Genomic DNA, 13,843 nt, shown 5'->3' with positions numbered 1-13,843 from the left:
AATTTATAACCGTTCTAAATTGATGCGTTTGACAAAGGTTTGACATTGCAGCAAATATGGCGTGTTACTTTTGTTGGGTTAAATTTTAAACTGCTTTGAAGTATCTAAAGGTTATAGCTTTTACGCACAAACAAGTCGAGTTGAAGGAATTGGGTAAGCTGGTGATTTGTCAGGAAAATCTGGTACCGAAACTACAGCAGGTTAAAGACCAATTTAACATCCCCGAGATCTTCTACCTGGCTACCTGTAACCGCGTAGCCTTTGTAATGGCCACCGAGCAGCCGGTTGATAAAACCTTTGCCGGCGATTTTTTCCAGGCTTTGGATATGGGCCTGTGCCCGCACCACATGGGTAACTTTGTAGAGGCAGCCTGCATTTACGAAGATCAGGAAGCGCTGAGCCACCTGTTGCGCACATCGTGCAGTTTAGAAAGTTTGGTGGTTGGCGAAAAGGAAATTTTAGCCCAGGTGCGCAAAGCTTACGAAACAGCCCGAGAGGCCGGCCTAACCGGCGATTACCTGCGCATGGTAATGAGCTGCGCTGTTAAAGCCGCTAAAGAGGTTTATACGCATACCAATATCGCTAAAAATCCCATTTCGGTAGTATCGCTGGCTTACCGTAAGCTGCGCGATTTGAAGTTGTGCACCAATGCCCGCGTGATCATCATCGGCGCAGGCGAAACTAACCGCAATATTTCTAAGTATCTGCAAAAACATAAGTTCAGCAACTTCGCGGTGTTTAACCGTACGCTGTCGAAAGCGCAGGAACTGGCTGCCGATCTAAACGGCGAAGCTTACGACCTGGAAGCGTTGAAAACCTATAAAAAAGGTTTCGATGTGATCATAACTTGTACATCGGCTACACAGCCTATTATTACGCCCGAGATCTACAACACCCTGCTGAATGGCGAGGAAGGTAAAAAGACAATCGTCGATCTGGCTATTCCTAACGATACCGCGCCCGAGATACTGGAGCAATTTCCGGTAAACTTTATCGAGGTGCACTCGCTGAACGAGATCGCCCAGAAGAACATACAGGAGCGTTACCAGGAACTGGTGCATGCCGAAAAGATCATCGACCAAAACATTACCGATTTTTTACCACAGCTTAAACAGCGCCGTATTGAACTGGCGATGCGCCAGGTGCCCGAAAAGATAAAGGAGATCCGCAACACCGCCGTCAACTCGGTATTTGCCGATGAGATACAGGGCCTGGACGAGCAATCGCGCCTGGTGCTGGAAAAGGTGATGAACTACATGGAGAAGAAGTACATTAGCGTACCGATGGTGATGGCTAAAGAGATCTTTATTAATCAGTAAGTATCTTCTCTCTTTTTTACTTCCTGTCATGCTGAACTTGTTTCAGCATCCCACATGCTGATATTGCAATTCCAATTTTTAAATTACTACACGAAAATACTATATTGGCTGGATAAATCTATCCTGCAATGTTCGAGACCGTTACCGTAGACGAAGCACTGGCCAAAGGCAAAATGATGATCAGCAGGCCTTTGATGTTTATACAGGTGCTGATATTGGCCGGTTTTATAGCGTTGAATTGGCAGCACCACCATATGTGGGCCACACTCGCGCTTCCTGTAATGTTTTTAAGTATCGCTATCTATCGCAGCATTGCCATTACGCGCTGGCGCTTATGGGCTTTTGAAAATGTGCGTAATGTACATGAGTTAAAGCAGCGTGCGCTCAAGATTGGCCTGTTATCGCCCGAGGGTGGTTTTTGGGAAAAGCTGGAATGGTACAGCCGCGAGGATAAACAGCGCCTGGCTATTATAGCAGAAAAATTTAAGCTTGACGATCTTGTTGTACCCGATCATACTACAACTAACGAGACCAGGATATACATCTCGCGTGTTTCGGTACTAATAGGTGCGGTATTCCTGGCGGTCTGGTTTGGGTTAGGGATCTATTTTTTGGTGCGCGGCGAATGGATAACCGTGTGTTTCTTTTTTATATCAGGCGCGCTTATCGCATTCTTTTCCCGTAAAACCTTTATTGATAAAAGCCCGCAGATCATTATTAACGATGAAGGTATAAAGACCGCCGCTGCCGAATTTTACACATGGGAAGAGATAGGCAACGAGACCGTTGAGCAGATAGGCGAGGGCAGGGATGCCAAAGTAGTGCTGGCTTACGATTGTCCCGGCGGGCGCGAGGAGTTTCCGATAGACGATTTGGATACCAATGTAGACAAGTTATCGCAATTGCTGATAAAGTACAGGCAACGCAGCGGTAAAATCTATAAATACCAAAAGAATAATTATTTAACCGAAACCGGCCGCCGGCTGACAAGGACATCGTAAATTTAAAAAACCATCGGCAAATGTTCGATGACGGTACTGTAGCCGGAGTGCTGCCCTGTTCATAAATAGACCCGATCGCAGTGGAAAACCCGCAGCGTGTGATGGCTTGCGCCCGGGCAAGCGAGGCTTTGTAACGTAGAGCGGGGCTGTCGTAACCGATGAAATGCTGGCACTGATCTTCAAAAAAATGATAACAATTTCGTAGCTTTAGGTATATGTAATGAAGTTTACCACGCCATATATCACCCTTAACGAGCCCATTCCCGCCGAGACTTTAATATACTATTCTAAACAGAATGCGATATATAGGTCGATCATTCCGGCGATTATATTGATATGTGCTATCCCTGGATTATTTTATGAAAAAGAATTATCTGGTTTAATACCATTGAGCCTTTTTTGTTTAGGCGCAATTATTTTGATGGGGTATAATTTGAAAGTGTTTTTAACCTTCGCTCCGCAAATTATAATTAATGAAGCCGGTATCAGGGTGGCAAACTTGCCATTTGTTGATTGGCAGCACGTTAGTGAAGCTAAAGTTGTCGGGAAATTAGGGAGAGGGTGGGATTTCTATTTTGTATACAGGTCATCGGTTGGAAAGAAAAAGATCAGGGTAAAAGATCTGAATATAGGCTCAACAGAATTAATGGTTTTGTTAGATGCTTATAAAAAAGGAACAACTTATTGATGCTTCAGAAGTGATTTTCAATATTTACCGTCAACCCAACCTCACATTCTCATAAAATTTCCGCTACCTTAAGCTAAAAAGCTAAATTTGTGCAGCAAACATCAACAGGTGTTAAGCGTTGCACAAATAAACACTCTTTGGAACGAAAACTGATCATCGGAACCCGCGGCAGCGAACTGGCCTTATGGCAGGCCAACTTTGTTAAAGACAGCCTGGCAGCTATCAACGTAACTGCCGAACTGAAAATCATTAAAACACAGGGCGACCGCATCCTGAACCTGAGTTTCGATAAACTGGAAGGCAAAGGCTTTTTCACCAAAGAACTGGAAGAAGAATTATTGGCAGGCACTATTGATTTGGCGGTACACTCGCACAAAGACCTGCCCACAGAAAATCCGCCGGGACTCATTATCGCAGCAGTATCAGAACGGGAAGACCCGGCTGAACTGTTGCTGATCTTGAAAGATTGCGTGGATGTTAAGCACAAATTATCCGTAAAATTCGGCGGTATGGTGGGTACATCATCCAACCGCCGCAAGGCCCAGTTACTGGCCCTGCGACCCGATTTGGAGGTAGACGACCTGCGTGGTAACGTACCTACCCGCATAGGCAAACTGCGCGACGAGAATTACGATGCTATTATGATTGCCAAAGCCGGCGTAAGCCGTTTGGGTATCGATTTGAGCGAGTTCCATGTTGAAGAATTAACCCCGACCGAATTTGTACCTGCCCCGGCGCAAGGCGTTTTAGCCATTCAGATCCGCGAAGTAGATACTGAACTATTTACAGCCCTGCAAGCCTTACACCACCCCGAAGTAGCCGAGGAACTATCGGTTGAACGCAAAGTGCTGAAAAGCTTTGGCGGCGGCTGCCACCTGCCTTTGGGCTGCTATTGCCGCAGGCACGAGGATGGTTACCAGATTTTTACATCAAAAGCCGATGAGGGCGATGAGTTTCCTGATCGCCTTTACCTGCAAACCAATGATATTGCGGGTATTGAAGACCGCATACTGAAATACTTTGATAAGGAGCGCAAGTTCCCGCAAAAGGTATTTATTTCGCGCGATATTTCGGAGCAAAGCTATTTTCGCCGCGCGCTGGAGAAGCATGATATCGAGATAGAGGGCCGCTCGCTGATCCGCACCGTACCGGTGATCACCAAATTCGATTCGTATATTCTTAAAAATGTCGACTGGCTGTTCTTCACCAGTAAGAATGCTGTTGAATATTTCTTTAACCTTAATCCGCAATTTCCTAAAAAGGTAAAATTTGGGGTGATGGGTACCGGGTCGGAAGATGCGCTGCGCCGTAACGGTCATTTTGCCGATTACGTAGGCGATAGCGGCGATACGGCCGAAGTAGGTGCCGAATTTGCCAAACTGGCCAACGGGCATACGGTATTGTTCCCGGGCTCGGAAAGCGCCATGCGCAGCATACAAAAAAGCATGTCGGCCGAAACAAAGATCATCGACCTGCCGGTTTATGAAACCGTGTTAGTAGATGAAGTGGTAGCATCGGGCGCAGAGATCCTGGTGTTCACCAGTCCATCAAACGTTGAGGCTTACTTTACCGATAACTTGCTGGATGTGAACCAAAAACTGGTCGCTATCGGCAAATCTACCGGCAACAAACTGGCCGAATTAGGATTAACATACACATTGCCATTCTCGCCCGATGAAGTTGGGCTGGCGGAAGCGGTGTTTGGCAGCCCCCTAACCCCCTGAAGGGGGAATGAGGAAGGCTCATTATAAACTTATTTTCACACAAACTCCCCCTTTAGGGGGATGGGGGGCTCATGCTACAACGACCAAGAAGAAACCGTAAAAGCGAAGTGATACGCCAGATGGTGCAGGAAACTCATGTTACCGCCGCCAACCTGATCTTTCCGCTTTTTATCATCGAAGGAAATAACCAAAAAACCGAAGTGGCATCCATGCCGGGCATCTATCGCTACAGCATTGATAACCTGCTGCGCGAGGTGGAAAGCTGCATGAATTTGGGTTTGAAGTCGTTCGACCTGTTCCCGAATATCTCAGAAGAATTAAAAGATAAGTACGCTACCGAAAGTCACCGCGAAGAAAGCCTGTACCTGCGCGCCATCCGCGATGTGAAACAACGCTTCCCCGAAGCTTGCGTGATTACCGACGTAGCTATGGATCCCTACAGCAGCGATGGGCATGATGGTATCGTAGAGAACGGCCAAATCCTGAACGATGAGACGCTGGAAGTTTTAGGCAAAATGGCCGTAGCGCAGGCCCGGATGGGGGCCGATATCATCGCCCCGAGCGATATGATGGACGGCCGCGTTGGCTATATCCGCAATGTGCTGGATGATAATGGGTTTACTAATGTCAGCATCATGTCGTACACGGCTAAGTATGCCAGCGCTTTTTATGGCCCTTTCAGGGATGCCCTTAATTCGGCACCGAAATTTGGCGATAAGAAGACCTACCAGATGAACCCTGCTAACCAGCGCGAGGCCCTGATAGAAGCCGGTCTGGATGAAGCTGAAGGCGCCGATTTCCTGATGGTAAAGCCGGCCTTATCCTATTTAGACGTAATAAAACTGTTAAAAGATAATACCGAATTACCCGTTGCCGCCTACAATGTAAGCGGCGAATACGCCATGCTGAAAGCCGCCGTAGAACGCGGTTGGCTGAATGAACAACGAGCGGTAACCGAGGTACTGACCAGCATCCGCCGCGCAGGTGCAACGGCGATATTGACGTATCATGCTAAGGAAGTGTTGGAGAATGGGTGGCTTTAAAGCGGAAAGCTAAAAGCTTAAGGCTGAAAGCCGAAAGAATAATTATAAATAAGAAGATCAAAAGCTTTAAGCCTTGTGCTTTTAGCTTTAAGCTAAAAATATGCAAGTAAAAGATATCAGCAGAACCAAATCTGCCGAGTTGTACGAGAAAGCAAAGACGTTTTTTCCGGGTGGGGTAAACTCACCGGTGCGGGCATTTAAATCAGTTTATGGCACGCCGCTGTTTATCCAAAAAGGTAATGGCAGCCATATATGGGATGCTGATGGGAACGAGTTTATCGACTTTTGCGGATCGTGGGGCCCGTTGATCCTGGGCCATAACCATCCGGCCGTGCGCGAAAAGGTGACCGAAGTAATGCAGAACGGCATGTCGTTCGGCGCACCTACCGCTTTAGAGAACGAACTGGCCGAGTTGATACTGACCAACAATAAATTCATCGAAAAGATCCGCTTTGTAAGTTCGGGTACCGAGGCCGTAATGTCGGCTATCAGGCTGGCCCGCGGTTATACCAAGCGCGATAAGATACTAAAATTTGAGGGTTGCTACCATGGCCATACCGACGCGCTGCTGGTTAAGGCAGGCTCTGGCCTGATTACCTTTGGCGAAACATCATCGGCAGGTGTACCCAAGTCTTTTGCTGATGAAACCATCGTTATCGCCCTTAATGATAAAGATGCCCTGCAAAAAGCCTTTGCGGAATTTAAAGATCAGATAGCGGCCATAATTATCGAGCCTATCCCGGCTAATAACGGTCTGTTGTTGCAGGAGCAGGACTTCCTGCAATTCCTGCGTGATCAATGCAGCCAAAATGGCACAATGCTGATCTTCGACGAGGTGATCTCGGGCTTTCGGGTGGGTTTCGAAGGTGCTGCGGGTCTGTATGGCATACAGCCAGATATTATCACTTATGGCAAGATCATCGGCGGCGGTATGCCTGTGGGCGCTTATGGTGCTTCGGCAGCAATTATGGACAATATCTCGCCAGTTGGCCCGGTTTACCAGGCGGGTACATTATCAGGCAACCCGGTAGCTATGGGGGCTGGTATCGCGCAACTGACCGAATTGTTGAAGCCCGGTTTTTACCAGGAGTTGGAAAGCAAAACCACAGCTTTTGTATCGGCAATTCAGCAATATGTGGCTGATAAGGGTTATACCTTGAAAATATTCCAGTTAGGTTCCATATTTTGGTTCGCGTTTACCGGTCAGGAGCATATCCGCCGTGCCGATGAGATTGATGCAGCCAGCATGGCATACTTTAAGATATTCCACCGGGAATTGTTGAACCGTGGGGTATATTTAGGTCCGTCGGGCTACGAGGTTGGTTTTATATCATCGGCCCATACGATGGATGATCTGGAAAAAACAAAATTAGCTATATTTGATAGCCTGGATATTGTGTACCTCTCCCAACCCTCTCCTAAGGAGAGGGCTTTATAAGCAGGAGAGCTGATAGTTTAACAATTTTAAAAGTCCTTCCCTTCGGGGAGGATTTAGGAGGGGTTTATGAAAAGGCCGTTTATTATATTTTACGCTACCATTATCTACGCGCTGGCCCAACTGTTTTGGTGGGGCTATCGTTTGGTGATCCTGCAGCCTACCCGTATAGGCATGGTGCTGGGCGAAGGTTCGATGTTTGTATTGGTATTTGCCCTGGGCGCGTGGAGCCTGCATAAATCGGTAAATAAAGAGCGCCGTCTTCACGAGCAGAAAAAGAACTTCCTGCTATCGGTTACACACGAGTTGAAATCGCCGCTGGCCTCCATCAAACTCTACCTGCAAACCATCAACAAGCGCAGTACGCTTGAGCGCCAGCAGATACTGAGCTTTATTGATAAATGCCTGCTTGATGTGGAACGCCTGGATGACCTGGTAGAGAATATGTTACTGGCATCCAAGATCGAAAATCAATCGTACACCTTCCCAAAGGAGAATTTTAGCCTTTCTGCACTGGTTGATAGCGTGGTGAACCGCCTGCAGATCAATAAATGCGATTTTAACCAACAGCTGATCAACGCCGAGATAGAACCTAAGATAGAGATCACCGGCGATAAGTTCGCCCTGTCATCGGTAGTTACCAATTTGGTGGAGAATGCCATTAAATATTCCAAACCATGCGAAGAGGTAGGCGTTAAGTTATTCCGTAAGGATAATAATATTTATTTGCAGGTGGCCGACAGGGGTATCGGTATAGCCGACAGCGAGAAAGGCCGTATTTTCGAGCGTTTTTACCGCGTAGGCAGCGAAGATACCCGCAATACTAAAGGCACAGGATTAGGTTTGTATATTGTAAAGATGGTATTGGATAAGCACGATGCTACCATACACGTGCGCGATAACCGCCCGGCCGGAAGTGTTTTTGAGGTGGTGTTTTGACCGTAGCGTATCATAGAACAAGACAAATTGTCATTTAAATTTATATTTACTTAACCAATTATCATACGGCTGTAAATAAACAAAGGAATAAGGTGCAGGGGAACGTAATTTGACTTATAGCTGTAAATTTACAACATACTCGATCTTTAAATCTTATGATCATGTCTAAAAAAAGAATTTTACTGGCCGAAGACGAAGAGCATCTTTTAGAGGCCATCAAACTTAACCTTGAATTGGAAGGTTATAAAGTATCAACCGCCAATAACGGTAAAAAAGCCCTGCAAATATTTAAAGAGGAACGCTTTAACCTGGTGATCCTTGATGTGATGATGCCCGAGGTTGACGGCTTTGTGGTTGCAGAAACCATCCGCCTTGAAAACACCGAGGTGCCTATCATGTTCCTTACCGCTAAAAATACCAACGAGGATAAAATATCGGGCCTTAAAAAAGGTGCTGATGATTACCTGACCAAACCCTTTAACCTGGAAGAATTGATCCTGCGTGTGAACAACCTGGTAAAACGCGGCCTGAAAGGCGAGGACCTGAAAGAGTTTAACAGCTATAAGATCGGCGAAAAAACCATTCACTTTAACTCGTTTGAGTTAGTGAACGAAGACGGTTCTATCACCGCATTGACCAAGAAAGAAACCATGCTGCTGAAACTGCTGATAGAGCGCCGTAACGAAGCCGTATCGCGCGAGCAGATATTGGAAACCGTATGGAATTACGACGTTTATCCGTCAACCCGTACTATCGATAACTTTATCCTTACTTTCCGTAAGTATTTCGAACCCGATCCTAAAAACCCGGTTTATTTCCATTCAATCCGCGGCGTAGGTTATAAGTTTACCGATAATCAGCATTAATGTTCACTAATAAGGCAAGGCTTTTTGTTATAGCGATGTTTTTGGTGCTGGGCGCGTTATTTGCCTACAAGCATACGTACGAGTTGGTGGGCGTAGTAGTTGTATTTATTGGCTTATTGGTTTGGGGGTATTTTAAGGAAGGGCCAATTATCCTTGCCGCTAAACATTTTCATAAAAAAAATTACGATACGGCCGAGGCCCTGCTGAGGCAAATTAAAAACCCGCGGTTGCTCAGTAAAAAGCGACGCGGGTTTTATGAGTTTATATTGGGCGGCATCTGCATGCAAAAGCAGGATTTTGAAGAAGCCGAACAACATTATGAGTTGGCTGCCCAATACCCTTTGCGTACCGTGAACGATCATGTGGCCGCATTAGTGCACGTGGCCAATATCAGTATCCGCAACGGTAAATATGATAAGGCACAAGCCTACCTGCAACTGGCAAAGGATAAGGAAGAGCAGGTAACCGCCAAAATGAAAAGCGTAATTGCGCAAATTGAAGAAGTATTAAACAAACGAAAATAATTAGAAGAGATGCAGGACGACAAGATCCAAGAATCAAGATAAATTGTCTTGACTCCTGATTCTCAAAGTCCTGAATCTAAAAAAGACATGAAAGACTCATTATTTATTAAAGCCGCATTTTCAGAGAAAACAGAACGACCACCTGTGTGGATGATGCGCCAGGCCGGCCGTTTTATGCCCGAATATTGGGAGATCAAGAACAAGTATTCGTTTTTGGAGATGTGCAAAACGCCCGAAATTGCTGCCGATGTAACCATGCTGCCGGTTGACCTGCTGGGTATCGATGCCGCTATCCTTTTTTCGGACATCCTGGTAACAGGCGAAGCCATGGGCGGCGACCTGAGTTTTACTGCCGGTGTAGGCCCTAAATTTGCCAACCCGGTACGCACCCAGGCCGATATTGACCGTTTGGATACCGAAGTAGTACATAAGCTGCAATACGTTGCCGATGCGATTAAAGTGGTACAGCAGCGTTTAAATGGCAGCATCCCGCTTATCGGTTTTGCGGGCGCGCCTTTTACGGTAATGAGTTATTTGGTGGAAGGCGGCTCTTCGAAAGATTTTAAGCTGACCAAGCTATTAATGCATAACCACCCCGAACTGGCGCACCAGCTTTTATCTAAAATAGCCAAAGTAACCGCCGGTTACCTGAACCTGCAAATTGCAGCCGGTGTTAACGCTATACAAATATTTGATAGCTGGGCACAGGCCCTGGCGTGGGACGATTACAAAGAGTTTTCGCACCGTTACATTGTCGAGATCATCAGTCAACTGGATCGTAAGGATATCCCGGTAATATCGTTCTGCAAAGGTAGTTCGGTATTCGCGCCGCTAATGGCCGAGGCTAAACCCGATGTGATATCGATAGACTGGAACGTTGACCTGTTGGATATCAAACACCGCCTGCCGCAAGGCATAGCGGTGCAGGGCAACCTTGATCCACATATTTTATATGCCGATAAAAAGGTAATTAAAGAACGTATCCATCGCCTGTTTGAACGCATGCGCGGCGAGAATGGCTTCATCTTTAACCTGGGCCATGGCATTATGCCCGATATTCCGTTCGATAATGTGAAATACGCCGTAGATGTGATAAAGGAGTTTAGATATTAATTAAAATAGTTTGTCATTGCGAGGAGCGCAGCGACGCGGCAATCTCTTAGGTGGTTTACACGCGATGAGATTGCCATGCTATCGCTCGCAATGACATAGTTAAATGAATATATGAGAGCCTTCCTATCCGAATACCTGCTATACATTAAAGCCCTGCACATCATTTTTGTGGTGTGCTGGATGGCAGGCTTATTCTATATCGTAAGGCTTTTTATCTATCATACCGAAGCACAACAAAAACCCGACCTGGAGCGGAAGGTACTTTCGGAACAGTTTGAAGTAATGGAACGCCGGCTGTGGAACGTGATTGCCGTGCCATCCATGTTCATTACCATACTGGCCGGGTTGGCCATGTTATATGTGATGCCCGGCTTACTGCACGAGGGCTGGATGCACATCAAACTTACCTTTGTAGTGGCCTTAATTGCCTATCACCACATCTGTCAAGGCAAGATAAAGCAAATGCGCAGCGGTGTTTTTAAATGGACATCAACCCAACTGCGCCTTTGGAACGAACTTGCTACTATTTTCCTTTTCGCTATTGTTTTCCTGGTGGTGGTAAAAAGCGCGCTGAACTGGATCTTCGGCGTGGTGGGGATTATTCTGTTCTCCATCATTATCATGATGGCGGTGAAGATTTACAAGCGTTTCAGGGAAGGGAAGTAGCTCCCATTATTCAACAAGTTTCAATGCTGTATGGTCGGCTATAAACGTAAAATCCCGGTCATCATTTAATAAACGGATATTGTTTTTTATGGCATACATTGCTATAAGGCAATCGTTAGGTTTTCTTATTGTGACCCCATGCTTCCTCAAATACCTGTATAATTCTGCTGCTTCCATGGCGATTTGATAAGGTTCTTCAACCAGTCGGTCAAAGCTGTCAAAGTATGCCTTTATCTTTTTCTCTTCCTTATCAGATACTATTCCTTGCAATACTTCTTGTGTTATAGTTGGGCAAGTAGTAATGATCATATTACCGATATTGTTTTCTAAGAAATCGCAAGCCGGTGTTTTAATGTTTTTAAAGAAGTTTATCCAGACAGAGGTGTCAATTAATATCTGCTCCATTATTTATACGCTTCGTCGTCTATCTCTACTTTGCCTCTTAGCTCCAGCAGTTTTTTTTGATTTTCAAGTTGCACATATATTTTTAACGCGTTTTCAACTACGTCTTTTTTGGTTTTTAACTTGCTTAATTTTTGCGCCTTCAGCATCAATGCATCGTCTATATCTATATTAGTTCTCATACACCTAAAAATTAAATTTTATACACAAATATACGTAAAAATGATGCTGGATTAAATTTTTATTACTACAGGATATTATTTATTCAGCACATAAACGGCTTCTACACCCGCATCTTCTTTACTCACAATTTCATTGGTTTTATCCAAAATAAAACCATTCCGCTTTAGCGCTTGTATGGATCTTTCATTTTCCGGATGTATAAGCCCGGTAATAACCTTCAACTGCATGGTATCGAACGCGTAGGCTAAGACTTTGGCAAGTGCTTCCTGCATAAACCCCTGTCCCTGGTATTGAGGCATAAGTTCATAGCCAATATCAGCCATTCGTTTTTCGTGATTAAAATTCCAAAAGCAGATAGTGCCGATAAGCGCATCTTCATCTTTCAGGGTGATGGCCCAATAGATGCCGTGTTGGTTTTGTATGATAGCGGCTATCTTATGTATGAAAGCTTCAGCATCGGCGATACTGTTAGTTGGTGGTCGGTCGAGATAACGGTTCACGCTTTCATCCGAGCGTAGCTTTAACAATGCTTCGTTATCCGATAGGTCTAGCTTACGCAATACAAGCCGGTCTGTTGCCAGTACCGGGAATGGGTTTAAATCGATGGTCATTTTTAGGGCTGTTTATAAATTACACCATCCTTCATTACCAGTTTTATCTGTTTCACCGCCTTAATATCGGTAGATGGGTCGCCATCTACAGCAATCAGGTCGGCGGTGAACAGTGATTTTATCTCGCCCAAATTCTTCATGCCAAATTGCAGCGCGTTCACCGATGTGGCCGACCGCAGCACATCCAACGGTTTCATGCCATACTCTACCATCAGTAGCATCTCGTTGGCATTATCGCCATGGGCAAATACGCCCACATCGCCGCCCATGCAAATGGTAACGCCGGCTTTCAGCGCGTCGGTAAATATCTTGTGTTTCTGCTTAACGCCGCTTGGATCAGGGTCGGTGCCTTTTTTCCAGCCTTTGTAGCTCGATATCGATTCGGTGGCGTTGAGGGTTGGGCACAGGGCTATGCCTTTTTCCTTCATCAGCTTAAATAGTTCGGGCGTTCCTCCGTCGCCGTGTTCAATGGTACGCACACCGGCTTCAATGCTGCGGCGCATGCCCTCTTCGGTACTGGAATGTACCACTACGTACCTGCCACTGCTTGAAGCCACCTGCACGGCCAGTTTCAGTTCATCAACAGTAAAAGTTGGTGCCGCCGTTTCATTTGCGCCCCAGCGGTAATCAGCATAAAGTTTTACCACATCGGCGCCATTGCCAATTTGCGACCGTACCACCCGGGTAAGCGCGTCAACACCATCGGCTTCTTCAGCACCTTTGGGGATGCCGGCTTCGGTTTGATCGTTATAACCTTTAGGTCCATAGCTACCGGTAGCCACGATAGCCCGGGTAGCCACCTGTAGCCGCGGACCAGGGATCACCCCTTTGTTAATGGCTTCTTTTAAGCCCACATCATCATACATCGCCCCTTCAGTACCCAAATCGCGGGCGGATGTAAAGCCCGCCATCAGCGTTTCGCGTACATGGTTTACGGCGCGGGCGGTACGTTCGGCACGGCTTTCTATTAATACCTGGTCGTTCCACGGGGTTTGGTTATAGGGGTGCAGAAACATGTGCGAGTGCCCCTCGATCATGCCGGGCATAAGGGTCATGCCTTTTAATTCGATTATCTTGGCCGCTGGTGGTACCTGTATAGTAGCAGCCTCGCCCGCGCTCATGATGCGTTTACCATAAACCAATACTACCCAGTTGCTGTGCATTTGTGTACCGTCGAAAACGCGGTCGGGTTTTAAAAGGGTATAGGTGGCGGCTGGACGGGTTTGTGCTGATGTCGATAGCATAGTGATGCAGGCAACTATCAGCAAAAAGGCTTTTCTCATATAGGGTGGGTGTATATACGGCTTAAAGGCTTAAATTTAGCATTAT

15 protein-coding genes are annotated in these 13,843 nt (G+C 46.1%); 11 read left to right on the top strand and 4 right to left on the bottom strand.

Going from position 1 to position 13,843, the window contains the following annotated elements:
- Positions 1-95: 95 nt before the first annotated feature.
- The 11 genes from hemA to hemJ all read left to right on the top strand — a co-directional run bounded on the left by hemA (position 96) and on the right by hemJ (position 11,318).
- Positions 96-1,319 carry a glutamyl-tRNA reductase gene (gene hemA, locus HQ865_RS13980; protein WP_173415480.1) on the top strand — a complete coding sequence of 408 codons (1,224 nt, stop codon included), beginning with the start codon at positions 96-98 and terminating at the stop codon, positions 1,317-1,319.
- 128 nt (positions 1,320-1,447) lie between these two features.
- Positions 1,448-2,320 (top strand): hypothetical protein, encoded by an 873-nt coding sequence (locus HQ865_RS13975; protein WP_173415479.1) that lies wholly within the window; start codon positions 1,448-1,450, stop codon positions 2,318-2,320.
- Between the two features lie 220 nt (positions 2,321-2,540).
- Positions 2,541-3,008: a hypothetical protein gene (locus tag HQ865_RS13970; RefSeq protein ID WP_173415478.1), complete on the top strand. Its 468-nt coding sequence runs from the start codon at positions 2,541-2,543 to the stop codon at positions 3,006-3,008.
- A gap of 137 nt (positions 3,009-3,145) precedes the next feature.
- The gene (gene hemC / locus HQ865_RS13965) at positions 3,146-4,732 is read left to right on the top strand and encodes a hydroxymethylbilane synthase (protein ID WP_173415477.1); all 1,587 of its coding nucleotides are present in this window, start codon (positions 3,146-3,148) and stop codon (positions 4,730-4,732) included.
- 71 nt (positions 4,733-4,803) lie between these two features.
- Positions 4,804-5,775: a porphobilinogen synthase gene (gene hemB, locus HQ865_RS13960; protein ID WP_173415476.1), complete on the top strand. Its 972-nt coding sequence runs from the start codon at positions 4,804-4,806 to the stop codon at positions 5,773-5,775.
- A 100-nt stretch (positions 5,776-5,875) separates the two neighbouring features.
- Entirely contained in the window at positions 5,876-7,213 is a 1,338-nt protein-coding gene (hemL, locus tag HQ865_RS13955; protein WP_173415475.1) for a glutamate-1-semialdehyde 2,1-aminomutase, read from the top strand.
- Between the two features lie 66 nt (positions 7,214-7,279).
- Entirely contained in the window at positions 7,280-8,149 is an 870-nt protein-coding gene (locus HQ865_RS13950; protein ID WP_173415474.1) for a sensor histidine kinase, read from the top strand.
- A gap of 158 nt (positions 8,150-8,307) precedes the next feature.
- A complete protein-coding gene (locus tag HQ865_RS13945; RefSeq protein WP_173417811.1) occupies positions 8,308-9,015 on the top strand; it encodes a response regulator transcription factor in 708 nt (235 codons plus the stop codon).
- The gene (locus HQ865_RS13940; RefSeq protein WP_173415473.1) at positions 9,015-9,539 is read left to right on the top strand and encodes a tetratricopeptide repeat protein; all 525 of its coding nucleotides are present in this window, start codon (positions 9,015-9,017) and stop codon (positions 9,537-9,539) included. Before HQ865_RS13945 ends, HQ865_RS13940 begins: the two co-directional genes overlap by 1 nt.
- 87 nt (positions 9,540-9,626) lie before the next feature.
- A complete protein-coding gene (gene hemE, locus HQ865_RS13935) occupies positions 9,627-10,652 on the top strand; it encodes a uroporphyrinogen decarboxylase (RefSeq protein ID WP_173415472.1) in 1,026 nt (341 codons plus the stop codon).
- A 111-nt stretch (positions 10,653-10,763) separates the two neighbouring features.
- Positions 10,764-11,318, top strand: a complete 555-nt coding sequence (gene hemJ / locus HQ865_RS13930) for a protoporphyrinogen oxidase HemJ (protein ID WP_173415471.1) — start codon at positions 10,764-10,766, stop codon at positions 11,316-11,318.
- Between the two features lie 6 nt (positions 11,319-11,324).
- Here hemJ and vapC read toward each other — a convergent pair whose 3' ends face one another.
- From vapC to HQ865_RS13910, 4 genes are all read right to left on the bottom strand, one after another.
- Positions 11,325-11,723, bottom strand: a complete 399-nt coding sequence (gene vapC, locus HQ865_RS13925) for a type II toxin-antitoxin system VapC family toxin (RefSeq protein ID WP_202020388.1) — start codon at positions 11,721-11,723, stop codon at positions 11,325-11,327.
- On the bottom strand, positions 11,723-11,902 hold the full coding sequence (locus HQ865_RS13920) for a type II toxin-antitoxin system VapB family antitoxin (protein ID WP_173415470.1): 180 nt from the start codon (positions 11,900-11,902) through the stop codon (positions 11,723-11,725). Before HQ865_RS13920 ends, vapC begins: the two co-directional genes overlap by 1 nt.
- Positions 11,903-11,977: 75 nt before the next feature.
- A complete protein-coding gene (locus HQ865_RS13915) occupies positions 11,978-12,514 on the bottom strand; it encodes a GNAT family N-acetyltransferase (RefSeq protein WP_173415469.1) in 537 nt (178 codons plus the stop codon).
- A 2-nt stretch (positions 12,515-12,516) separates the two neighbouring features.
- Complete coding sequence (locus tag HQ865_RS13910) at positions 12,517-13,797, bottom strand: metal-dependent hydrolase family protein (protein WP_173415468.1); 1,281 nt, start codon at positions 13,795-13,797, stop codon at positions 12,517-12,519.
- Between the last annotated feature and the right edge of the window lie 46 nt (positions 13,798-13,843).

The sequence above is a fragment of the Mucilaginibacter mali genome (assembly GCF_013283875.1).
GTDB lineage: Bacteria > Bacteroidota > Bacteroidia > Sphingobacteriales > Sphingobacteriaceae > Mucilaginibacter > Mucilaginibacter mali.
Note: the sequence above shows the minus strand (reverse complement) of the source record. Positions and strands in the feature narration are given on the sequence as shown.